This window comes from Nocardia sp. NPDC004718, assembly GCF_053601535.1.
This window is the reverse complement of record NZ_JBSGCA010000021.1, coordinates 102,429-124,548: the sequence shown is the minus strand read 5'-3', so window position 1 is coordinate 124,548 and position 22,120 is coordinate 102,429. Positions and strand designations below refer to the sequence as shown.

General features: G+C 66.5%; 20 protein-coding genes. 5 read left to right on the top strand and 15 right to left on the bottom strand.

The annotated features are described in order from the left end of the window. Positions 1 to 235 precede the first annotated feature (235 nt). The 10 genes from ACWEH3_RS18175 to ACWEH3_RS18130 all read right to left on the bottom strand — a co-directional run bounded on the left by ACWEH3_RS18175 (position 236) and on the right by ACWEH3_RS18130 (position 11,143). Positions 236 to 586, bottom strand: coding sequence for a hypothetical protein (locus tag ACWEH3_RS18175; RefSeq protein WP_355076603.1), 351 nt, complete (start codon positions 584 to 586; stop codon positions 236 to 238). A 90-nt stretch (positions 587 to 676) separates the two neighbouring features. Further along, positions 677 to 1,117: an NYN domain-containing protein gene (locus ACWEH3_RS18170; RefSeq protein ID WP_450017351.1), complete on the bottom strand. Its 441-nt coding sequence runs from the start codon at positions 1,115 to 1,117 to the stop codon at positions 677 to 679. Further along, positions 1,089 to 2,765 carry a S8 family peptidase gene (locus tag ACWEH3_RS18165; protein WP_452358351.1) on the bottom strand — a complete coding sequence of 559 codons (1,677 nt, stop codon included), beginning with the start codon at positions 2,763 to 2,765 and terminating at the stop codon, positions 1,089 to 1,091. Before ACWEH3_RS18165 ends, ACWEH3_RS18170 begins: the two co-directional genes overlap by 29 nt. Positions 2,766 to 2,985: 220 nt before the next feature. Then, positions 2,986 to 3,927, bottom strand: coding sequence for a GlxA family transcriptional regulator (locus ACWEH3_RS18160; protein ID WP_450017347.1), 942 nt, complete (start codon positions 3,925 to 3,927; stop codon positions 2,986 to 2,988). Between the two features lie 9 nt (positions 3,928 to 3,936). Next, positions 3,937 to 5,733, bottom strand: a complete 1,797-nt coding sequence (locus ACWEH3_RS18155; RefSeq protein WP_450017345.1) for an NAD(P)/FAD-dependent oxidoreductase — start codon at positions 5,731 to 5,733, stop codon at positions 3,937 to 3,939. Between the two features lie 27 nt (positions 5,734 to 5,760). Then, on the bottom strand, positions 5,761 to 6,564 hold the full coding sequence (locus tag ACWEH3_RS18150) for a TauD/TfdA dioxygenase family protein (protein ID WP_450017343.1): 804 nt from the start codon (positions 6,562 to 6,564) through the stop codon (positions 5,761 to 5,763). 14 nt (positions 6,565 to 6,578) lie between these two features. Then, entirely contained in the window at positions 6,579 to 7,607 is a 1,029-nt protein-coding gene (locus ACWEH3_RS18145) for an L-tyrosine/L-tryptophan isonitrile synthase family protein (RefSeq protein ID WP_450017341.1), read from the bottom strand. A gap of 380 nt (positions 7,608 to 7,987) precedes the next feature. Further along, the gene (locus tag ACWEH3_RS18140; RefSeq protein ID WP_450017339.1) at positions 7,988 to 9,133 is read right to left on the bottom strand and encodes an acyltransferase family protein; all 1,146 of its coding nucleotides are present in this window, start codon (positions 9,131 to 9,133) and stop codon (positions 7,988 to 7,990) included. 5 nt (positions 9,134 to 9,138) lie between these two features. Beyond that, complete coding sequence (locus ACWEH3_RS18135) at positions 9,139 to 10,365, bottom strand: acyl-CoA dehydrogenase family protein (protein WP_452358350.1); 1,227 nt, start codon at positions 10,363 to 10,365, stop codon at positions 9,139 to 9,141. Continuing rightward, positions 10,328 to 11,143 (bottom strand): SDR family oxidoreductase, encoded by an 816-nt coding sequence (locus ACWEH3_RS18130; protein ID WP_450017335.1) that lies wholly within the window; start codon positions 11,141 to 11,143, stop codon positions 10,328 to 10,330. The genes ACWEH3_RS18135 and ACWEH3_RS18130 overlap by 38 nt, the downstream gene beginning before the upstream one ends. 285 nt (positions 11,144 to 11,428) lie before the next feature. On the opposite strand from ACWEH3_RS18130, the gene ACWEH3_RS18125 reads away from it, so the two are divergent. Then, the gene (locus ACWEH3_RS18125; protein WP_450017333.1) at positions 11,429 to 12,721 is read left to right on the top strand and encodes a cation:proton antiporter; all 1,293 of its coding nucleotides are present in this window, start codon (positions 11,429 to 11,431) and stop codon (positions 12,719 to 12,721) included. Beyond that, on the top strand, positions 12,718 to 13,416 hold the full coding sequence (locus tag ACWEH3_RS18120) for an HAD family hydrolase (RefSeq protein WP_450017331.1): 699 nt from the start codon (positions 12,718 to 12,720) through the stop codon (positions 13,414 to 13,416). Before ACWEH3_RS18125 ends, ACWEH3_RS18120 begins: the two co-directional genes overlap by 4 nt. Here ACWEH3_RS18120 and ACWEH3_RS18115 read toward each other — a convergent pair. Then, positions 13,413 to 14,381 (bottom strand): GlxA family transcriptional regulator, encoded by a 969-nt coding sequence (locus ACWEH3_RS18115; RefSeq protein ID WP_450017329.1) that lies wholly within the window; start codon positions 14,379 to 14,381, stop codon positions 13,413 to 13,415. The two genes, ACWEH3_RS18120 and ACWEH3_RS18115, sit on opposite strands and share 4 nt — an antisense overlap. A gap of 106 nt (positions 14,382 to 14,487) precedes the next feature. Here ACWEH3_RS18115 and ACWEH3_RS18110 point away from each other — a divergent pair, with 106 nt between their 5' ends. Further along, complete coding sequence (locus ACWEH3_RS18110; RefSeq protein WP_450017327.1) at positions 14,488 to 15,747, top strand: KasA/KasB family beta-ketoacyl-ACP synthase; 1,260 nt, start codon at positions 14,488 to 14,490, stop codon at positions 15,745 to 15,747. Positions 15,748 to 15,775: 28 nt separating this feature from the next. On the opposite strand, the gene ACWEH3_RS18105 is transcribed toward ACWEH3_RS18110, so the two are convergent. The 3 genes from ACWEH3_RS18105 to ACWEH3_RS18095 form a co-directional block, all read right to left on the bottom strand. Next, positions 15,776 to 16,177, bottom strand: coding sequence for an ArsR/SmtB family transcription factor (locus ACWEH3_RS18105; protein ID WP_450017325.1), 402 nt, complete (start codon positions 16,175 to 16,177; stop codon positions 15,776 to 15,778). Further along, positions 16,177 to 16,833 (bottom strand): SRPBCC family protein, encoded by a 657-nt coding sequence (locus ACWEH3_RS18100; RefSeq protein WP_450017323.1) that lies wholly within the window; start codon positions 16,831 to 16,833, stop codon positions 16,177 to 16,179. The genes ACWEH3_RS18105 and ACWEH3_RS18100 overlap by 1 nt, the downstream gene beginning before the upstream one ends. 101 nt (positions 16,834 to 16,934) lie before the next feature. Further along, entirely contained in the window at positions 16,935 to 17,474 is a 540-nt protein-coding gene (locus ACWEH3_RS18095) for a TetR/AcrR family transcriptional regulator (protein WP_450017321.1), read from the bottom strand. Positions 17,475 to 17,643: 169 nt separating this feature from the next. Here ACWEH3_RS18095 and ACWEH3_RS18090 point away from each other — a divergent pair, with 169 nt between their 5' ends. Further along, on the top strand, positions 17,644 to 18,966 hold the full coding sequence (locus tag ACWEH3_RS18090) for a lipase family protein (protein WP_450017319.1): 1,323 nt from the start codon (positions 17,644 to 17,646) through the stop codon (positions 18,964 to 18,966). Positions 18,967 to 19,701: 735 nt separating this feature from the next. After that, complete coding sequence (locus tag ACWEH3_RS18085; RefSeq protein WP_450017317.1) at positions 19,702 to 20,949, top strand: alkane 1-monooxygenase; 1,248 nt, start codon at positions 19,702 to 19,704, stop codon at positions 20,947 to 20,949. A 30-nt stretch (positions 20,950 to 20,979) separates the two neighbouring features. Here the strand turns inward: ACWEH3_RS18085 and ACWEH3_RS18080 are convergent, their stop codons facing one another. Next, the gene (locus tag ACWEH3_RS18080; protein ID WP_450017315.1) at positions 20,980 to 21,891 is read right to left on the bottom strand and encodes a class I SAM-dependent methyltransferase; all 912 of its coding nucleotides are present in this window, start codon (positions 21,889 to 21,891) and stop codon (positions 20,980 to 20,982) included. Positions 21,892 to 22,120: the final 229 nt, after the last annotated feature.

The window sequence follows — 22,120 nt, the reverse complement described above, 5'->3', positions numbered from 1 at the left end:
CACCGCCGCGACAACCGTCGCGCTCATCGCGACCGCACTACTACCCAACCGCCCCCTACGCCGCACAATCGACATCGACCCCACCCTCGACCCGATGCGAGCCGAGGCTCACACGGAAGCGGGACATGCTGCCGCACAGCAGCAGGCGAAACAACCGGCTCTGCTCGACTGAGCCGCGGATACGCCTGGAGCCCCGAAGCCATTCGGGGCTCCAGGCGTCTGTCGCCGATGCGATTCAGCAGGGCGGACGCTCGGCGGAGCGCAGATCGACGGTCGTCGCCGAGGTCAGGGCGACGGCCAGGCAGCGCAACTCCCCTGGTATCAGAATCGATCGGATCGCGCCCTGGAAACACTCGAGCATCGCGCCGTCGGACCACCGCACGTCGTAGCGGTACCAGCACCGACCCGCGCCGCCGGCGCGCTGGACGTCCCGCTCGACCCGCACGGCCAGTTCGGCGAGCGCCGCGCGGACCTGACCGGGCGCGCCGGTGCTGGCGATCTTCCACCACGGCCGATTGAAGTAACCTGGCTCGGAGATCTCGACCAGGTAGAGCAACGGCATCCCCACGACGTCGGAGGCGGTCATACCGCTCAGACTGCCGCAAAACGGACTGGACAGATGGGTGAAACGCCGGGCGTCATCAATGCGATACCTACTGGCCCGGCGCTGACCGCGTCAGGAGCCGACGCGGTCGAGCAACCAGCGTGGCCCGACAGTCTCGGCGCCGTAAGCCGCCACGCGGTCACGCAGTCCCCGGTCCGCCGTCACCACCGTGATCGGACGGCGGCCGTCCTGCGCACGAGCCGCGGCCACCACACCGACGATGGCGTCGTCGCCCGAACCGTCCGCACGCACCACCCGCACGCCGCCGACCTCCGGGTCCGCCGCATCGACCGCGGCCTTCGCCGCTCCCTCGAGCACCACGATCACCTCGGCGCGTTCCGCCAGACGTTCCGGCAGGCCGGTCATCCGCTCGAGCAGTCGCCGAGCGGCGCCGGAGCGGTCACGCCACCATCCGTCGGGTCGTGCACCGATGACATTCGCGGCGTCCACCACGATCAACCGAATACTCTCCGCCGTCACCCCCTCAGTCTCCTCCCACGGTGAGCACCGCATCGGCGGCGGGTTCGGCGCCCGCCGGCCGCGCCGCTCGCACCGCGGCAAAGGCGTTGATCCTGCCGTACCCGTACTTGTCGCTGTGGCCGTCGGCCCCGTAGCCGCCACCCTGCGGATCGATCTTGTCGCAGGCGCCTTTCAGCAGGTTCTTCACCTCATCCCAGGACAGCTCGGGATTCACCGACAGCATCAGGGCCACTGTCCCGGCTGCTCCAGGGCAAGCGCTGGACGTACCACCGAAGTCGTTGGTGTAGTCGCCCGCCGCGTCGCCCGACGCCGTCGTGCCGGGGTTATAGCCGTCGGCACCGTGCCGATCCACCGTCCAGATTCCGGGCGTGAGCGGGTCGGGATGTCCGAACGGGCGGTGCCCGATGTCGTTGCTGGGGAACGTGCACCACACCGCCTTGCCGAAATCGCTGTACACGCTGCGCTTACCGGTGTCGTTGCAGGCCGCGACGGCGATGACCTTCGCGAAACCGGCATAACCGTCGTTGTCGACGGACTCGTTGCCGTTGCCCGCCGCGAACAGCACCACACATCCCTTGCCGCCACGTCCGCTGGTGACGGCGTGTTCGATCGCCAGTCTGGTGCTCGCGGGCAGCGCCACGACCCGGTTGTGCGCCGGATCGCCCGGCTGGAACCATGCGCCGTCGGCCGGGCCCCAGCTGCACGAGATGACGTCCGCGCCGTGATCGGCGGCCCACTGAAAGGCGTCCGCCTCGGCATGCGAACCGAGCCCTGAGGCGAGCCGGATCGGCATCAGCGTGGCTTCCGGCGCTACTCCGGATGCCCCGGCCGTGCCGTTGGCGCAGGCCACGCCCGCGCACGCGGTGCCGTGATTGTCACCGTTGTCGGGGCCGGTTCCGAAAGTGTCCTTCGGGCGCGGATCGCCGGTCTTCGCCGTAACGTCCCGTGGCGCGACGATCTTTGCGGCACCGGCGAATTCGGGATGGTCGATGTCGATGCCGTCGTCGATGATCGCGATCGTCACCCCGGCCCCTCGGGTGATCGCATGGGCGGCTTCCACTCCGGCATGCGCGTCGATCGTGACACCGCCGATGGTGGTCTTCTTCAGATGCCACTGCTGGGGAAAGATGGTCTTCTTGGCGCGGCTGCGGATCAGCTCGGGATGGCAGTACTCGACGTCGTCGCGATTCAGCAGCGCGGCGGCGATGTCGAACACCTGTTGGCCGGTGCCCTCCGGAGCCGCCGTGAAGTACGCATTGGTCGCGTACGAAACCTCTTGCTTCACAGTGAGATTCGCAGCTGCGAGCACACCGAGACAATGCTCGCGATCGACGCGGTCGACGAACTTCACGAAGATGTTCTCCGTATAGAGCACCGGTTCCCCGGTGCCCGGATCCACCAGGACGTGCCCGGCGAACCGCACCTCCGGCGCGGCGTCGAGCACCGGCTTGCGCTGCTCCACCGATCTCGATCCCGCGGGCAGCCGGTAGACCTCCACCCCCGCCTCGGGGTAGGCCTGCACCAGTGTCGCGTCGTCGAGTTCGGCGCCGAGCGGGGTGCGTACCGACCCCGATTGCCGCCGGATCCCGCGACCGCTGTGCGTGCGCACCGCGATCAGATCGGGACTCTGCGCCAGCTCGAAACCAGGCTCGTCCTTCGTACCGAAATTCGCCGTGGGCACCATGATCTCCTTCGCCGTGGGGACCGAAGCACCAACTATGAACCAAAACTCCGGCCACCGCGGAAACACGGAGGAGAGCGACACTCTCGTGTCGGCGGCTCCCGCCTCGGCAGACCCATGGAACCCGCAGGCTCTCGCGCCCGGGACTTCTCGCCGTGGATCCGGACTACGCGAATCCACGGCGAGAGACGACGGGTCACGCGGACAGCCGCGCGACGGGTCAGCGGAAGGCCCGCCGGTACTCCTGCGGCGTCACCCCCACGGTCTTGCGAAAGACCTTCCGGAATGCGGCCACCGAAGGAAATCCCGTTCGAACGGTGATGCACTCCATCGTCAGAATGGTCGTCTCGAGCAACACCTGCGCCCTGCGCACCCGGGCGGTCTGGAGCCACTCGTTCGGCGTCATCCGGACCTGCTCGTGGAAGCGCCGGATCAGCGTGCGCTTGCTGACTCCGGCGCGTTCCGCGAGATCCAGCACGGTGATCTGCTCACCGAGCATCATCTCCGCCCACTCCAGTGTGGGGTTGATGGACTTGCTGTCCGCCTCCGAGCGCGGACGTTCCACGATGAATTGCGCCTGTCCCCCGTCGCGGGTCAGCGGCATCACCGATAACCTGGCGGTATCCGCCGCCACAGCGGTCCCGTAATCCGTGCGCACCATATGGAGGCACAGATCCAACCCGGCCGCGGCGCCGGCCGAAGTAAGGATGCTCCCGTTGTCCACGTAGAGCACCGTGGGATCCACTCGAACGCGCGGATAACTCCTCGACAATTCGGTAGCGGCCATCCAATGCGTCGTCGCACGCTTTCCGTCGAGCAACCCCACCGAGGCGAGAGTGAACGCGCCCAAGCAGATCGATGCCACCCTCGCACCGCGCTCGTGGGCGCGCATCAACGCCTTTCGCAACCGATCCGGTATCTGCGACCGATAACTCATCGCTCCCGGTACAACGATGGTTTCGGCCTCGTCCTCGAGATAGTCGATCCCCCCGAGACATGAGATGTCGAAGAATTTCGACGGAACGTCCGACTGCACCCCGCAAACCTGGACCTCGTACGCCGCGGTGCCGTCCTCCTGCATGGCCCGCCCGAAGATTTCGAGCGGAACCGAGAGATCGAACGGAATCACGTCGTCGACCGCCAGAACAGCCAATGACCTCATGTCCTCGACCTAGTCGACCCGCTGCTGCGAGTCCGGTCCCGTCACCACCAACCCGGCGCGGATCAAGCGCTTCAAGGCGCGCCCTTGCAGCACCGTCAACTGTGGCGCCAGCTCCGACCACCGGGCGGGACCACGGTTCAGCGTTTCCCACAGTTGCTCGCCACCGTCGCGCTCCAGGCACCGCACCTCGATGCCCGGGTCGGCTACGGAGTAGATCCGGTGGCAGGCAATGGCGTCGGCGAGCGGCGACGGCGCCGCGTCGCTGTTCGCGATGGGGTCCCGCCAGTAGGCGGCCAGTCCGTCACGAACCACCTGCGGAATCTCGAACGGCGGCGACATCCCCTTGAAGCCAGGGATGTCCGCCGCCACGCCGGTGCGAATGCGTGCGTCCGGAGACAGCGCCACGATGTCGTCCTGCGCCAGTTCGACCGCGTCGGCCGCGGTGAAAGCCCGCAGGTACGGCCCTTCGGTGGCGAGATCACGCGGATCTCGGGTGCCCTTGGTCATGATGTTCAGCAGGTCGGGCACCAGTGCGGTGTTCAGCAACGCCTGGAAGGTTCCCTCCGTCGCGTTGTCGGCTTCGACTCGCCTGCCTTCCGCGCTCCAGTAGGGGCTGTCCGGGTGCGAGCGAGAGATCTCGTGGTACCACTGGTCGATACTCAGCGCCCAGGTCTCCGCCATCCCGCGCCACTCGACGTCGTAGTCCCGCCAGAGATCTCGCTTGGACTGCTCGTCCAACTCCTGGTCGAACGTCTTGCGCAGCACCAAGGCGGCCGCCCACGCTTGCGTGACGGCGAAGGACATGCCAGAGGAGAAGAGCGGATCGACGAAATAGGACGCGTCCCCGACCGCCATCCAGCGATCCTCGTACGAGCCGAAGCATTCGCTGACCCTGGAATAGTTGGTGGCCGTGAGCATCTCGTCACGGATCGGCTCCGCGTTCGCCACCAGATCCTGGAGCACCGGAATCGACTTGATCGTCTTCAGGAAGATGTCCGGATCACGCAGATCGACCCGCGCGATCGACTCCGGATTGGTCACGACGCCGATCGACCACACCGTCTCGCGCACGCCGTCGACCAGCCGGGGCGTCGGGATGTACCACACCCATCCGTGCTCGAACGCCACCGCGTAGATCGGGGACAGATCATCCGCGCGGAAGACGTTCCAGTCCCCCGCCGCCCGCTGGGCGGGCACGCAATTGCGGTAGTGCGACCACACGGCTACGTTGCGGTAGTCCGAGAGCCACTGCTTGTCGCGCTGCGACCCGCGGGCGGCCACTTGATTCGCCCGGCCGGAAGCGTCGACGAAATAGCGTGCGGTGACCTCGGTTCCGTCCTCCAGCACGACCGTGGCCCGGTCGGCGTCGGCGAGGAACCGCACCACCCGCACGCCCTGGAAGACGTGCGCGCCACAGGACTCGGCGTGCTCGAGCAGCACGGTGTCGAATTCGGCGCGGTTGATGTGCACCGACCAGCGGTACACACCGTCGAGCAGATAGTCCGAGTGCTCGAAGAAGCCGACGAACGGCCGCTCGGTGTCCCACTGATAGATTCCGCCGAACTTCTGGATCCAGCACTCGCTCGCCAGCACCTTCTCGAGCGCGCCGCTGGCTTGCAGAACGGGGACCAGCGGGTGTGCCCCCGATTCGCCGATGTGCTCGCGCGGGAACACCTCGCGGTCGAACACCGCCACACGCAGATCGGTGTCGCGGCAGAGCATCGCGGCGAGCGTGGACCCGGCGGGCCCACCGCCCATGATGACGACGTCGTAGTCGTCCGCTGGTCCGGAGATTGAATTAGCCATTGAAATTCCTCTCTGATGGCCGATTTCTCAGATGATCTGGATGCGCTGGAGGTGCCGCGAGACCGACCCGGTGAACGAGTTCCGGCCGTGCAGCAGAGCGTGGTTCTCGGCCACGACGATGTCGCCGGTCCGCCACTCGTGTGCGTAGCAGTAGCGGGCGGCGTGCAGCCGCTCGCGCAGGTCCTCCATGACACGCACGCCGTCCTCGGCCGAGATGCCGTCGACGGTCAAGAACAGCGGATTGGCGTAGCGCGCGGGATCCAGGGGTTCGGCGTATCTGATCGTCGTCTCGCCGGTGGCCGGATGAGTGCCGAGCAAGGGCCATTCGGCCAGGCCGCCGTAGTGCGCGAGTTTGTCGGTGCGGTACGTGATCGAGGTACGGGCCCACAGTTCTTTCAGGTCTTCCGGCGCGTCCCGATAGGTTTGGACGCTGTCGCAGAACACCGTCTCGCCGCCCGCGCCCTCGCCGCGCAGACATTGGAAGAGGAAGAATCGAGGCACCTGCTCGGCGAACGCGCCGTCCCAGTGGAACGGGACATCGCCTTTGTCGAACAGATAGTTGTCGGGAGTGTCCCGGACCACCAGATCCAGGATCGACCCGAAGTTCCATTGCAGGATCTCTCCCGCTGCCCGGCAATAGTTTTCGAGTTCCTGCTTGCCGAGCAGGCCGAATCCGCGGAGCACGACCACTTTCGCGTCCAGCGCCAGCGCGAGCAGTTCCTCGACCGGCACATCGGCGAGGGTTCGTCCTTCCGAATCGGACTCCACCAGGCGGCCGAACGGCCGCAGCGGCTCACCCTCGAGCAGTATCTCGTTCAAGCTTTTCGTCATGTGTTTCCTCAGGTTCACTGTGTTTCGATCTCTGGTGTCCGTCCGAGGACGAAATGACTGGGGCGACTGTTGCGCCATACCAGACGAGCACCCAGCTCCTCGGCGTGCATCCGCTTGACCAGCGAGTAGTTCGTTCCGTCGTCGAGCACCACGCCGTGCCACGGAGTCAGCCAGCTGTCCTGGGTCCGCAGCAGATGGAAGCCGATCTTCTCGGAGTGATTCGTCTGCGGATGGATCGACAGCCGCACCGCGTCGGGGAAGATCTCCCCCATCAGACGGCTCCACGCCTGACTGCGCTGCACCACCGCGTAAGCGGTTTCCTTCGATCGGTTGCGCCGCTGCGTGGCGGACAGATCGGGTAAGAGCACGGCATTGTCCTCGACCATGAACCGGTGTATTCCGTTGAACATGCGCCGGGCCGCCGGTTCCGTCCGGATCGCCTCGCGCAGCGCGTCGATGCCGTCGGAGTACTCGGCGAGCAGGCGGCGCCTGCGTTCGTCCCAGGACATCTCCGGCATGGCGTCGCGCAGGCCGTACAGGCCGACGGAGCCACCGCCGGTCGAGCGGATGACGCGGCGGAGCTCGTCACCGTAGTCGTCCACGTGAACGTCCGGGATGCCCAGCGTGTCACTGAACACGTGGCCGTCGGAGCAGATGGTGACGATGGCGCCCGGCCGGTAGACGGCCGAGACCTGGTCACAGAATCCCTGCACGGACTCGATCGCCAGAGTTTCCGCCATGTCGGGCAGGCGCCCCAGCGTCTTGCGGCGGTTGCGCGACTTCGCCGGGAACGCGGGGATGATGAAATGGACCGGCACGCCGGCCTCGATGTATCGGATCACTTTGCTCAGGTGCGGCGCGAAGCAGTCCGCACAGGGAGCCACATCGCACAGCGACTTCTCCTCGGCACTGCGCCGACGGGCGAAGACCATGCGAAGGATCCGGGTGGCAACCGACTCGACGTCGTCGTCGGGTCTCGGGTGGGCTTGTGGTCGCTCGAGCTCCTGGAGTCGCTCGGAGCCGTTGTCGACAGTCGTACTCATCACTACCTTCCGGACACACAAAAAGAGCGCACGCAACCGGACGGCACAGAAAAATTCCCGCGATCGGCGCGACCGAGCCGTCGGCATCTGCTTGCGATCAGAACGTCGTGCTGGGATACGGATTCAGTGCCGAAATTAATTCGATACCCGAGAACCGCGAGCCCCGATGCTCACAGCCGGGTCCGAATCACATACCCCGATTGATCCAGCACCCCCCATGTTTTAAACGGTTCTGTGGTTTATAACACCAGGATAGCGCTGCCCGGACGGGGCGGCAACCATATTGTTTTCACCACAGAGAAGCCGATTCGGCGGCGCATGGCATCACCATGCGCCGCCGAACAGGTAATTCGATAGTTGCCGACAATAAACCGAAGCGCCTAACTCGCCACCTTTTCCGGGGCGACCGCGACGCGTTTCGGCCGAGCGAAGCGGCGCATCGCGGGAGATTCCACGAAGGTGAACAAAGACCATGCGGCGAGAATATTCAGGAAGAACAAGGCGACGATCAGCGATACCGCGACCGGCGCGCTGAACGTGGCGGCGTCCATCGTGCGGCGGACGTAGAACAGCGTCACGCCTTGACAGATGTAGAAGGCGAACGAGATCTCACCGAGCCGCACCATGAGCCTGCTGGACAGGAACCGCGACGCGCCGTCGAGGTCGGACTGGGCGGCGGACCCGATCAACAGCGCGAGAGGCACCGCGGTCGCCAGCACGAAGCCGACGTAGAACGGCGTGTACATCGCCACCACGTAGCCCGCGACCACCGTTGCGAGAGACGCCCAGAGCGGCACCCGTATCCAGCGCCCCTCTTGCACTATCCGTGCCACGAACACGCCGAGGAAGAATTCGAACAGCCGCGACGGCGGAAAGAGATAGCCGAACCAGAGCTGCAAGACGGGAATGGGCGTGAGCTCCGACTTCTCGGAACTCGGTATGACGAATACGGTCAGCAGCACGATCACACAGATGCCGGCCACCATGGCGGCGGCGCAGTACCACAGGTATTTCGACTCGATGCGCAGTACGACCGGTATCAGGAACGGGAACAGAACATAGAACAGGAGCTCACAGGACAATGTCCAGGACGGCGTGTTGACCCCCGCGTTGATGTAATTCTGCGGGAACCAGGCATGGATCAGGAATAAATTCGGCAGCCATGCCTTCCACGGCGTGATAGCCGCCGCGAACAACACCATAGAGGCCACCCACAGCGTCAAGTGATTGGGAAATATTTTGACCACTCGCCGCCGAATGAACTGCAATTTGCTCGATCCCGGTTTCCACGACCAGGTCAGCACGAAGCCGCTCAAGACGAAGAAGAACGACACCCCGAGAAAACCCGCCTTGCCGACCACCCATGCCGCGTCGTAGGCGATATCCGGGTCGGAGAACAGATTGACCGGTTTGTAAGGCGGTATCGGCGAGGCGGGCAGCATCACATGGAATACGAACACCGAGAACGCCGCGAAGAACCGCAGTCCGGTCAGGGACGGCAGCCGTTTGCGATTGTCGACTTCCATCGCGATCAGCCCAGACCCACGACGAAGGGGAATTCCGGCCTGCCGCCCATCACGAAGGCGCCGGTGGACTGGATCACTTGGTCGTGCGCGATGATGTGCCGCGCCATCGTGTTCGTGTCACGCAGCCAGATGTCCAGCGGATTCGGCCGGTAGATCGAATCGGTACCGACGAGTTCGCACAGACGGGTGAGGATCCGCTGCGCGGCGCGGAACGCGTTGGTCCTCGCCAAGGCGGTCGCGATCCGGAGATCGGTCGGCAATTCCGCGAAACGCCTGTGGTCCAACGCGTTCCACAGCTCCTCCACCGTGTTGACGACGGCGCCGCGCGCGACGATGTACTCCATCTCGCACTCACCGAGCAGGTACTGGGCGCGGTAGTTGTCCGCCCACTTCTGACCGGTCGCGTTCACCGTCTTCCCGTCCGCGAGGCCGCGGACGTAGTCCAGGGCCGCACGGGCCGTGCCGAGCGGGACGCCCGGCATGATGCGGGCCAGCGCCTCCGGTTCGGACAGCTTCCCGCGGCAGCTCTTCCGTTCACTGAACGCGAAGGAATGGTGCTCCGGGACGAAGAGACCCTCGACCGCGTAATCGTTACTGCCGCTGCCGCGCAAGCCCGTGGTGTCCCAGGTGTCGAACACGGCGACCTGATCGCGGGGCATGAAGAAGAGCCGGACGACCGGCGCGCCCTCCGCGGTCTCTTCCATGCGGCCGCCCGATGTCACGAAAGCGCCGCCGATGACCAAGTCCGCGTGCGTGATGGCGCTGCCGAACTTCCAACGCCCCGTCAAGCGATAACCGTTCGCCACCCGCTCGGCGCGGCCGGCCGGGAAGATCAGTCCCGCGGTGATCAGATCCTGGGTCGGCATCAGCTCCGCGACGGCCCGCTCGTCGAGATAGCCGGCGTAGATGCCGGTCGCGGCGCCGATCATGGCGCACCAGCCGGTGGCGGTGTCCCCGTAGGACAGCGCCTCGACGACCTCGAACTGCTCCAGCGACGTCAGGCCGGGTCCACCGATCTCGGCACTGAAACACATGCGGTATACACCGATCTCACGCAGCCGCTCGACGATGTCCGAGGGAAGCCTGCGCTCCGCATCGATCTCACTGCGACGTGCCGCCAGATCGGGAACCAGCGAACGCACCGCGGTCAGCAGGGAGGTCGCCGAAATTGTTGCTGCAGTCATTGCGGAATTCCTAAGCCAGAGAAGTTGCGTGCGGTCGCGACCGCTCACGCTGGAGCAGTTCGATCGCCGAAGTGGTCTGCTCGGGACCGAGGGCCGAGTAACCGCCGTCCACGGTCCATTCGGCGCCGGTGACGAAACTCGCCTTGGTCGAGGCGAGAAACGCGGCGACTTCGCCGATCTCGCGCGCGTCCGCCGCCCTGCCCAGCATGTGGAACCGGGAGGCCACCGCATCGGTGCGGGCACGGTCCCCTTCGGTGATCTCGTTCATCACGCGAGACCAGGTCCAGCCCGGCGAGACACTGTTCACCCGGATCCCGTCGCCCGCGTATTCCAATGCGAGACTGCGGGTCAGCTGCAACAACCCCGCCTTGCTGACCGGGTATCGAACGCGCCCGGCCTGAGCGATTCGCCCGCTGGGCGAAGTGAAGTTGACGATGGACCCCGCCGTGTCCCGCAGTCGGCTCCGGGCCTCTTCGCACAACATCGCCGTGCCGACGACATTGGTGTTCAGCACCTCGAGCCACTCGGCCCGCGGATCTGCGGCAGGCCCGTCGTCACCGTAGACGCAGGCGATGTTGACCAGCGCGTCGATGCGTCCGTGCGCGTCGGCCGCGGCCGCGACGAACGACCTGAGCGACGAATCGCTGCGCAGGTCGACGGGTACGAAGAGAGCGCGCTCGCCGATCTCGGCGGCCGCCTTCTCTCCTCCGTCCGTATCCAGGTCACCCAGTACGACATTCGCCGAATAATCGGCGAAGACGCGAGCGACTTCGGTGCCGATGATGGTTGCCGCACCGGTTACGAGTACTGTCTTACCTTCGAACAACGTCGACTCCCCTCGGCTACGCCCTCCGACCGGCGCAAGCCATGGATCGAAGTATTCCGAACGAAAAGAGCGACCAGCCAGTACCTTTCGCGACAGACATGCACACCTTTGCGCCAGCCCGCGCCGGCACCCCCGTAAATGTGTCGTAGATCACTCTCGACTCTCGCTCGTCGGGCCGGTGCGATATCGTCTGAGCGCAGGCAGTCCATGTTTCGGGGGTTTCACACTGCGGTCGACGCGTCACGGAAATACCCCGTGCGAGTGTCGGATCCGTTCCTCCCCTCGATGTCGAACGGAGTCGAGGCGTTGCCGAGCGACCAAATGATCTTCTTGTTGTTGGATCTCGTACTGATCGTGGCCGCCGCGCGTGTGCTGGGTTGGCTGGCCGAGCGATTGGGCCAGCCTCCGGTGATCGGCGAGATCGTGGCAGGCGTACTCGCGGGCCCGACGTTGCTCGGGGCGCACTTGTCCGAGACCGTCTTCCCGCACGACATTCGCTCGTATCTCACGGCATTCGCGAACGTCGGCGTGATGATCTTCATGTTCTCGGCGGGCCTCGAGATGGATCTGCGGTCCGTCGCGGGACGGCGACGATCGGTCACCGCGGTCGCGCTCTCGGCCTACCTCACACCGTTCGCGCTCGGTTCCGCCGTCGCGGTGTGGGCGCTGGCCCGGCACGACGGCGGCAACCGGCTGAACTTCGCGCTCTTCATCGGTTGCGCCCTGGCCGTCACGGCGTTTCCGGTGCTGGCCCGCATCCTGCACGACCGCAAGCTGCTCGGCACCCGGCTGGGCCAGACGGCAATGACCTGCGCGGCATTGGACGACGTCCTCGCCTGGTGCGTCCTGGCGGTGGTCATCGGCATCGCCCGGCCCGGCCTCGGTCACCACTGGCGGTTGCTGTTGTTCGTTCCGCTGGTCGTGGTGTTGTGGTGGGCGGTGCGCCCCGCCCTGGACCGCATCGCGGGCGCCGGATCCGAGAAGAACCCGTCCAACATGGTCTTCATCGGCGTCTCCGGCGCCCTTCTGCTGGGAGCGACCACCGAATGGATCGGGTTGCACCTGATCTTCGGCGCGTTCCTGTTCGGGGTCGTCTTCCCCCGGCGGCTGCGCGCGGCCGTCGACAGCGGCGCGCAACTGCTGAGCAGCATCTTCCTGCCCGCGTTCTTCGTGGTGGCCGGCCTCCAGGTCGATCTGGGCGGACTGGATCGCACCAGTATCGCCGAGTTCGCGGCGATCATGTTCGCAGCGCTCGCGGGGAAACTCGGCGGTACCTACTCCGCGGCTCGCTTCGGTCGGACCGGCCGGACGGAATCCGCCGCGCTGGCCGCGCTCATGAACACCCGGGGGTTGACGGAGCTGGTGATCCTGAATGTGGGGCTCACGATCGGCGTCATCGACCAGCGGCTGTACTCGCTGCTGGTCATGATGGCGTTGATCACCACGGCGATGACGGCGCCGTTGCTGAAACTCTTCGGTGTCCCGCACACCCTGCGCGACGACGGCGCGCCCGAGGGCACGGGGAAAACCGAGCGACGCGCGGAATCCGCTGTTCAGACGGAGGCCGCGGCCTCGTGAACCATCCGCACGCGGCTTCCGATCCGGCCAGCGCTCCCGCGGTCGACGGCCGCCACGTCCCAGCGGCTTTCGTCGACGTCGATGAAACGTTGGTCCGTGATGTCACCTTCCTGTCCTTGTTCGTCTTCGACGCGCGACGCCGTGGGCGCGGCACGGAGGCCGACGCCGTGCTCGAGGAGTTCCGCGCGCTGCGCGCGGCGGGGATGAGTCGCGGCGAATCCCATCGGTGGTTCTATCGGCACTGGGCCGGCCGCGAAGTCGCCGAGGTGTCGCGCACCGGCCGGGACTGGTTCGCGTACCGTGCCGCGGATTCGGCGTTCTTCAATATCGCGGTGCGGCGCCGGTTGGGCGAGTTGCGCCGCGCCGGGACTCGCATCGTCCTGGTGTCCGGCTCGTTCGTCCCCGCACTCCACCCGATCGCCGAAGCCGTCGGCGCCACGTCGGTCTTGTGCACGACGCTGGAGACCGCGGATGGCGCGTACACCGGTGAGGTGCCCGCGACGATGGTCGGCGCCGACAAGTCGGCGGCGCTGCTGCGCTACGCCGAGCGAACGGCCGTGGACCTGTCGTCCTGCACGGCCTTCGGCGATCACCACTCCGATGTCGCGATGTTCGACCTGGTCGGCCATCCGGTCGTCGTCGGCGACACCGATCGGCGGCTGCACGGCTATCCCGCGGAACGGCTGCCAGGCTAGCTTCCCTGCTGCCTTCCGTTGCTGATCGTGAACATGTGCCGATACTGCCCCGGGCTGACACCGAGATGGCGCTTGAACAGTGCCCTGGTGTTCGCCGGGTTCCCGAGACCGACGCGGTAGCCGATCTGGTCGATCGGGAGTTCGGTCGTCTCGAGCAGTTCCCGCGCTTGGTTCAGGCGCGCGCTGGTGATCCAGACGTGCGTGGAGGTTCCGGTCTCTTCCCGGAATCGCCGTATGAAGCTGCGGCGTGAGAGATTCGAACGCTTGGCGAGATCCTCGAGCGAGTGCCTGCGGTCGAGGTTCGCGAGAATCCACGCCCGTGTCTCGGCGAGCGCGCCGGAGGAGGTCTGCTTGGCGAACTGCCGGGTGTACTGGGCTTGGCCGCCCTCGCGCACCGGGGGCGCCACCAGATCGCGAGCCCGTTCGTTGGCGGCCGCCGCGCCGATGTCTTTGCGCACCACGTGCAGGCAGAGATCGATACCGCTGGTCACTCCGGCGGAGGTCAGCACATCGCCGTCGTCCACGAACAGCCGATCCGCGTGCACCTCGACGTCGGGGTATTCGCTCTGGAGCAACGGAGCGGCCCGCCAGTGCGTCGTGGCGGGCCGGTGCGACAGCAACCCCGCGGCGGCCAGCGCGAAAGCCCCGGTACAGATCGACAGCATTCGCGCGCCGCGGCCGTGGGCCTCGCGAAGCGCCCGTAACACCGGTTCCGGCGGCGGCGTCGCGAAGGACGCGTACCCGGGCACCACCACCGTCTCCGCGTCACGCAGCGCCTCCAGCCCGGCCACCGTCACACACGACAGCCCCGGAACCGAGGTCGCCGCCGTCCGCGAGACCGCGCACACCTCGAGCCGGTAGTTCGGGTCGGATCCGAACACGTCGATCGGGATCGCGGCGTCCAGAAGCACTACTTCATCGGGAATGACCACCGTGACCCGACGCTCTCCCCCATCCGGTTGCATGGCCCGATCGTAGCGGTGAACGGCACTCGGGCTACTACCCCGGGCTTCCGGCGCGCACATAGCCTCGCTCGAGTATGCGAGCCGACAAGCCGAAAGAAGGGGTTTGATGTCCGATTTGACGGACTTCTCGACCAGCAACGGAGGGTTCCGGAGCGTCGTCGTGACCGCTGTCGAGATGTCGACCGCCGTCGGCACCGGCACCGATGCGACATGGAAGGGACTGCTCGCCGGAGAGACCGGGATCGCCAAGGTGCAGGACCCCGATTTCGAGCGTTTCCGGGTTCCCGTCGACATCGGCGGCCAGTTCAAACTCGATCCGACCGAAGAGCTCAGCCGCGTCCAGAAGCGCCGCATGTCCTATGTCCAGCAAGTCGCCTATGTCATGGGCAAGCGGATCTGGGACACCGCGGGCCGCCCGGAGGTCGATCCCGATCGACTCGGCGTCTGCATCGGCACCGGTCTCGGTGGCGCCGATACGATCATCGAGTCCAACGACCTGATGCGGGAATCGGGCTACCGCAAGGTGTCCCCTTTCGCGGTGCCCATGGCCATGCCGAACGGCGCCGCCGCGGTGGTCGGGCTGGAGCTCGGTGCGCGAGCCAGCGTGATCACACCCGTCTCGGCGTGCGCTTCGGGATGCGAGGCGCTGGTCCACGCGTGGCGCTCGATCATTCTGGGGGAAGCCGACATGATCGTGGCGGGCGGTGTGGAAGGCCGCATCAACCCGCTGGCGGTGGCCGGATTCGCGATGATGCGGGCGTTGAGCACCCGGATCGACGAGCCCGAGCGCGCGTCGCGCCCGTTCGACCGTGACCGCGACGGTTTCGTCTTCGGCGAAGCCGCCGCGCTGTTCGTGCTGGAGTCCGAAGACCACGCGCGGGCGCGAGGCGCGAAGCCGATGGCTCGCCTGATGGGGGCAGGCCTGACCGCTGACGGCTACCACATGGTGCTCCCGCATCCGGAGGGCGCGGGGAACATTCGCGCGATGCGCCGCGCGCTGGAAACGGCAGGCGTGAGCGGCAAAGACATCGACCACGTCAACGCCCATGCGACGGCCACCTCGTTCGGCGACCTGGCGGAGGCCAAGGGGATCCGGGCGGCGGTGGGCGATCACCCCTCGGTCTACGCCCCCAAATCCGCACTGGGACATTCCGTAGGCGCGGTGGGCGCGGTCGAAGCCGCCTTGACCGTGCTCAGCGTGCGCGACGGTGTGGTGCCGCCCACCTTGAACCTCGACAACCAGGATCCCGAGATCGATCTCGACATCGTGCACGGCAGCGCGCGCACCCAGAACATCGAGTACGCGCTGAACAACTCGTACGGATTCGGCGGCCACAACGCGGCCGTGGTGTTCGGCCGCTGCTGACCGCGGCGACGCCCCATGCGCCCGCCACTCATGCGTGGCGAGCTCGCCCGCCGGAATCCTCGCCGCCGGTTCGACCGGCCCCGCGGCGCGTGCGTTTTCCACGGGCGATCTCCGTCGCGAGCGCGTCGAGCGGTTGAGCGAACTGACGCATCGGGTCCGCCAGCCCGGTCAGCCAAGCCCGGGCAGCCTCGATACCGGCGGGGTCGAGGGCGTACAGCCGTCGCGTGCCCTCGGCGCGGACGTGTACCAGCCCGGCGTCGCGGAGCACCTTGAGGTGCTGGGAGACGCCGGGCTGGGAGATCTTCGTGCGCTGTTGCACGGCGGCGACCAGCGCGCCCGCGGGCTGCTCTTCGGCCGCCACCATTTCGAGGAGAAACCGGCGGACCGGGTCGCCGAGCGCCTCGAAGATCTTCGCCGGGGATCGATCCATCAGGACTCGGCGCCGTCCTCCGGGACGACCGTATAGAAGTCGATCGTCCGCCGCGCCGCCGAGTTCGCGGCGTCCGGGTCGTCACCGTCACTCACGGCGGCCTCCGCCCAGCCGAGAGCCGCCATCCGGACGAACGTCAGGCCCTCGGGTGTGGTCGGGAAGGCCAGCCCCTCGGCCGGGTCCACCGGATCTCCGCTCGACAAGTGCAGCCCGAGGCCCATGAGGGCGAGATCCCAGCCGACGCCCACCGCACCCGGCCCGTATTGCGCCCAGAACTCGGGGACGACCGGCGCCTCGTGCAGCAACTCCAATTCGGTGCCGTCCGCGGTCGGCGCGAGAACGACGGTGAGCCAGGAGATCTGCGGTCCCATCTCCCAGGTCACGGCGAACCGCTCCGGCGCGTCGCACTGTTCGATGACGCCGTTGGCGTTGCCTTCGAGCTGATAGCGCCCGCCGACCCGCAGATCACCGCTGATCGGCAGGAACCAGCGCGGAATCCGATCGGCATCGGTGAGCGCGTCCCAGAGATCCGCTCGATCGGTCGGGTAGTTCCGGCGCGCGACAGCGATCCGAGTGGGTACGCCGTCGCGGGACCCGGTGCGGACCTCACGGGTCACGAGCCCGGCGATGGCGGCGGGATCGGTGAGCAACGCCATGACAACCTCCTTAATAATTTTTGACTTATATTAGCGGCCCGCGGCGTGACCGCAAGACCGATGCGGCGCCACCTCGCGGGACCGGACGCGCGCCGCCCCGATCAGTCGTCCGGAGACAACCCCGCGATCGCGCGCAGCGCGGAGATCATTCCCGCGACCGGGATGCCGGGATCGATCGACCGGAACAGACCCAGCCCCACGCCGAGGGCCAGCACGGCGACGGCGGCTTCGGCCCGGGGCATCGGGGTGTCGAGATCGTCCGTCGCGCGCAATGCGGCGCCGACCATGCCCACGATGTTGTCGAGCCGGGTCGCCAGCTCGGCGCGCAGGTGCTCGTCGCGCCGAGCGTGCACGCTGAACTCCAGTTCGAGATGCGTCCAGTCGGGCTCGCCGACCACCCGTTCGGCCCATTCCGTCATCCGGAGCAGTCGCTGCGCGGCCGTCGGCGCGGCGATGATCTCGGCGACCTCCGCCGCCCGCTCACCGTGAATTTCGTCGAGCACCGCCAGACACAACTCGTCTTTGGTGCGAAAGTTCGAATACACCGCCCCTTTGGTGAAACCGGCGGCTTTCGCGACCTTGTCCAGAGTCGTGGCCTGAAAACCGTCCTCCAGAAAAAGCCGCTTGGCGGTCGCGATCAAAACGGCGCGCGTCCGCGCCTGGCTCTGCGCCCGGGTCGGCCGGGAACGCCCCGCCCCCGCGAGCCGCCGACACTCATCGCTATTCCCGGACAATCTCGACCCCTTACAGATACTCTCAGTATCCGATTCTAGATGCCAGGGGTATCCCAATCGCAGGAAGGATCGCATCGTGAGGAGCCGCATACTCAGATTGGCCACAGCTTTGACGGGAACCCTCCTCGTGGCCGGGGGTGGGGCCGTCGCCGCCCCACACGCATGGACGGAACCTGCCGCGGAAACCGTCGCCGGCGACGATTTCTACATCCCTCCGGCGGCACTGGCGGGCGCACCGGGCTCCATCATCCGCGCCGAAGGGTCGCGGCTGGCGATCTCGGTCCCAGGCGCCCCGGGGCAGGTCCCCGCGACGTCGACGCGCATCATGTACACCAGCAGCGATACCCACGGTGCCCGTACAGCGGTGACGGGAACCTATCTGGAACCGTCCCAGCCGTGGACCGGTCCGGGCGAACGACCGCTGATCTCCTACGCGGTCGGCACCAAGGGGCAAGGCGATCAGTGCGCGCCGTCGAAATTGCTGGCGCAATTCATCCAATACCAGCCCCCGTTCGACGTAATCGTCGAATACGACGTACTGGCGATCTACACGCTGCTGGCCCGCGGCATGTCGGTGATGGTGACCGACTACCACGGTCTGGGCACACCGGATGTGCACGACTACCTCAACCGCAAATCTCAGGCCTACGCGGTCCTCGACGCCGCGCGCGCGGCGCTGCAATTGCCGGGCACCAGCCTGAATCCCGGATCGCCGGTCATTCTGTACGGATACTCCCAGGGCGGCATGGCCTCCGCGGGCGCGGCCGAACTGCAGCCGAGTTACGCCCCCGATCTGAACGTGCGGGGCGCCTACGTCGGCGGGCCGGTGGTGGATGACGAGTACTTCATCGCCTTCAACGACGGACGAGCCCCGCTCGGACCCGCCTTCGCGTGGATCCTCAACGGCATCGCCGCCAATTACCCCGAGACCCGGCCGGTGCTCGACGCCGAGCTCAACGACACCGGTAAGGCGATCATGCGCGAGTCGATGGACAAGTGCGCCGTGCCGCTGGGACTGGCCCAGCAGTTCCCGAATACCTCACAGTGGACCACCAGCGGGCAACCACTGACCGCGGTGATCGATCAGTCCCCGGTGTTGAAGGCGGCGTTCAACGACCAGCGGGTCGGCACGATGACCCCGGGAGTGCCCGTCCTCATCGCCTCGAACCAGGCCGACGAGGGCGCGCCGTACGTGCCCGTGCGCGAACTGGCCGCCGGATGGTGCGGCGGTGGCGCACCCGTCCAGCTGAATGCGAATGCCGAACTACCCAGCGTCATCACCGGGTTGCGGGTTACCCACGTGCTGGCGTTCTTCCCGTCGCTGGGAGCCTCGCAGGATTGGATGACCGAACGGCTCGCGGGCCAGCCCGCGCCGACCAACTGCGGAGCGCTGCCCTGATTTGCGAAAGCACGACCAACTCGGATACCGTCAGTATCTGAATCGGAGATTCGGCACGGCGCGCCGCGCACAGCGGTTCTGCTCGTAGTGCCGCGAGCTTCGTGCACCATGGTCGGCCGCGGTTCGGTTTCACGACCGAGCCGCGGCCGACTGCCCGCTCGGAGGAGCACAGGCGTCCGTGCGGCAGCTGGAGCGTCACCCCACGGTCTCCCGATACCCGGAGCCGATGCATTGATTTGCAGGAAATTTGCTGTTGATCTTCGCTAGCTGGGTCGAATCGGGACGGAAAGGTGCGGATGTCGGAGTTGACTCACCCCCGCCGACCTGAGCCACTCAGGTGCGCGCAACGGTGACACTCGGACATCCGGCACGAATCGACCCGCGTCCGATCCGGCAACTTCGACCGCCCGAGGGCCGGCTATCCAACCTCGGCTGTCGAAATTCGCAGCACTTCCAGGCAGTCGACGGCACAGCGGCGAACAAGCACACCGTTGCCTATCCCGTCCACGCCACGCCGAATCGAACAGGCGACACACGCGAGACGGGTCCCGAAAACCTCCGCACCGATCAGGCCTCGGACCGTGTGGGCATGATGAGGATTGCCCGCTCAGACAGCGGTTTCCACCGTTCACCACCACCTGGCGAACTTCCAGTTATCCTGGATTGGCGCGCATGGTTCAGGTGTTGTCCGCAGTCGGAACTGTCGGTTGAGTGTCGTCCTCACGGATCGGCGAGATGACTATGACGATCTTCGAGCACACGCGAGCCCGCGACCCCAAGCGGTATCTCTGGATTCTGGGTTTGATCGCCCCGGGTTGCGCACTGCTGCCTTCCACGTTGGTGGCACACACCGGACTGGAACTGTTCTGGTGGATCGGCCCGATCATCGTGCTGGTGGTGATCCCGTTGCTGGACTGGTTCATCGGCGACGACGGGAGCAACCCGCGCGACGAAGACTACGAAGCGCTGTCCAACGATCGTTATTACCGGTGGTGCACCTTTCTGTTCCTGCCGATGCAATTCATCGGCCTGCTCATCGCCGGCTATATGTGGGCCAGCCATGAGCTGAGCCTCGCCGACAAGCTCGGCTTGGCGGTCACCCTCGGCTTCGTCTCGGGTATCGGTATCAACGCCGCCCACGAACTCGGCCACCGCGCCGAACATCTCGAACGGTGGCTGGCCAAGATCGCGCTCGCGCAGTCCGGATACGGACATTTCTTCGTCGAGCACAACCGCGGCCACCACGTCCGCGTCGCCACGCCCGAGGACCCGGCCAGCGCCCGGTTCGGCGAATCGCTGTGGCAGTTCCTGCCGCGTACCATGACGGGCGGATTCCGGTCGGCACTGGCGCTGGAACGCACGCGCCTGGCCCGTAACGGCAAACGCTGGTTCAGTCCCGATAACCACTTGTTGCAGGCCTGGGCGATGAGCGCGGTGCTGTTCGGCGGCCTGATCGTGACCTTCGGCCCAGTCATCACGCCGTACCTCGCCCTCCAGGCGATCATCGGCGCGGGCCTGCTGGAAACCGTCAACTACGTCGAACACTACGGACTGCTGCGTACCCGCCGGCCGGACGGGCGTTACGCGCGCTGCTCGCCGCGCGACAGTTGGAACAGCGACCGCCTGGTCACCAACATCTTCCTGTTCCACCTCCAGCGCCACAGCGACCACCACGCCAACCCCGGCCGCCGCTATCAGACGCTGCGCAGCTGCGACGTGGCGCCGCAACTGCCCGCCGGCTACGCCACCATGGTCGTGCTCGCCGCGATCCCCCCGCTGTGGCGGGCGGTCATGGACCCCCGCGTCCTCGCCCACTACAACGGCGACATGACGCTCATCAACCTCAAGCTCCGCAGACGCAGACTACCGCTGCCCATCCGGCACCCGCGCGATGACGTGCGATGGGCCGCGGACCCCGGCACGCACGGCATGAGCCCGTCGACCGGCGACGACGACCTGTTCCCAACGGAGGCGAATCGCTGATGCGGCCGCCCGGCGGGCGAGGGTACGGATTCAGTGCGGCCGGGGCGGGCGCCGAGCGTCGGGTTTGAGACAGGTGAACTGCATGACGTCGGTATGCCCGCGGCGGAAGTACTCGGCGGAACCGGTCAGATACCGGATATAGGCGTTGTAGGTGTCCCGCCCGGCGAGCTGGACCGCCCGGTCCCGGTTCTCGTGGAGGGCGTCGGCCCAGCAGTCCAGTGTCGTGGTGTAGTGCGGTCCCAGTGCCTGGATGTCGGCGACGGTGAATCCGGCGTCCTCGGCGTATTCGGTGACCCCTTTGGGATGATGACCGGTCGGCAGCGGAAGCTCGCCGCCGGGGAAGATGGTCTCGCGCAGAAATCGCAAGAACGCGAAGTCGTCGCTGGTGATCTGAGTACCGTGTGCTCGCAGATGTTCACGGCTGTAGCTGACCACGGTCTGCAACAGCAGCACCCCGTCGGAGGGCATGATCCCATAGGCGAAATCGAAGAACTCTCCGTAGCGGTCCACCGGCAGGTGTTCCAGCGCTCCGATGCAGACGATCCGGTCGGCGCGCCGGTCGAAGTCCTCCCAGCCCTGCACGCGCACCCCACCGTACGGACGGCCCCGGATCAGCCGGTCGACGAGCATATCCCGCACGTATCGGTACTGGTTACGGCTGCGGGTCAGCCCTATCGTGTTCACCCCGTAGGTGTCCATGGCGCGCAGCATGGTGGAGCCCCAGCCACAACCGACGTCCAGCAGGGCCATTCCCGGCTGTAGATCGCACTTGGCCAAGGCCAGGTCGATCTTCGCCGTCTGGGCTTTTTCCAGGGTGTCGTCGGGGTGGGACCAGAAAGCACAGCTGTAGGTGCGGGTCGGGTCGAGGAAGAGCCCGAAGAACTCGTCCGGCAACTCCTCGCGGGAGAGCACCTCGTGGTAGAGGGGGGCGCGAACACTCATGATGGCGGATCTTTCGCACGAACCGGCACTGCTGTTCAGCGGAAGCCACCGGGCGGCTTCCGGCCGGGTACGAACCACGATGTGAACGCACCGACCACGCGCTGCCGACGGGGACGACCACGCTGTTTCGCCGTGGCCGGCCTCGGCCGACACCTCTTCACGCTACCTCGCTCCACCAGAACACGCCCTACAACGGTCCATCTCGGCAAACTCGAGGCCAATCGCGGCT

What these genes read in the sequence shown, in the direction of transcription:
- ACWEH3_RS18175 (WP_355076603.1), bottom strand. Translation starts at nt 586, where the DNA reads ATGACCGCCTCCGACGTCGTGGGGATGCCGTTGCTCTACCTGGTCGAG.
- ACWEH3_RS18170 (WP_450017351.1), bottom strand. Translation starts at nt 1,117, where the DNA reads ATGCGGTGCTCACCGTGGGAGGAGACTGAGGGGGTGACGGCGGAGAGT.
- ACWEH3_RS18160 (WP_450017347.1), bottom strand. Translation starts at nt 3,927, where the DNA reads ATGAGGTCATTGGCTGTTCTGGCGGTCGACGACGTGATTCCGTTCGAT.
- ACWEH3_RS18155 (WP_450017345.1), bottom strand. Translation starts at nt 5,733, where the DNA reads ATGGCTAATTCAATCTCCGGACCAGCGGACGACTACGACGTCGTCATC.
- ACWEH3_RS18150 (WP_450017343.1), bottom strand. Translation starts at nt 6,564, where the DNA reads ATGACGAAAAGCTTGAACGAGATACTGCTCGAGGGTGAGCCGCTGCGG.
- ACWEH3_RS18145 (WP_450017341.1), bottom strand. Translation starts at nt 7,607, where the DNA reads ATGAGTACGACTGTCGACAACGGCTCCGAGCGACTCCAGGAGCTCGAG.
- ACWEH3_RS18140 (WP_450017339.1), bottom strand. Translation starts at nt 9,133, where the DNA reads ATGGAAGTCGACAATCGCAAACGGCTGCCGTCCCTGACCGGACTGCGG.
- ACWEH3_RS18125 (WP_450017333.1), top strand. Translation starts at nt 11,429, where the DNA reads ATGTCGAACGGAGTCGAGGCGTTGCCGAGCGACCAAATGATCTTCTTG.
- ACWEH3_RS18115 (WP_450017329.1), bottom strand. Translation starts at nt 14,381, where the DNA reads ATGCAACCGGATGGGGGAGAGCGTCGGGTCACGGTGGTCATTCCCGAT.
- ACWEH3_RS18110 (WP_450017327.1), top strand. Translation starts at nt 14,488, where the DNA reads ATGTCCGATTTGACGGACTTCTCGACCAGCAACGGAGGGTTCCGGAGC.
- ACWEH3_RS18105 (WP_450017325.1), bottom strand. Translation starts at nt 16,177, where the DNA reads ATGGATCGATCCCCGGCGAAGATCTTCGAGGCGCTCGGCGACCCGGTC.
- ACWEH3_RS18100 (WP_450017323.1), bottom strand. Translation starts at nt 16,833, where the DNA reads ATGGCGTTGCTCACCGATCCCGCCGCCATCGCCGGGCTCGTGACCCGT.
- ACWEH3_RS18085 (WP_450017317.1), top strand. Translation starts at nt 19,702, where the DNA reads ATGACTATGACGATCTTCGAGCACACGCGAGCCCGCGACCCCAAGCGG.
- ACWEH3_RS18080 (WP_450017315.1), bottom strand. Translation starts at nt 21,891, where the DNA reads ATGAGTGTTCGCGCCCCCCTCTACCACGAGGTGCTCTCCCGCGAGGAG.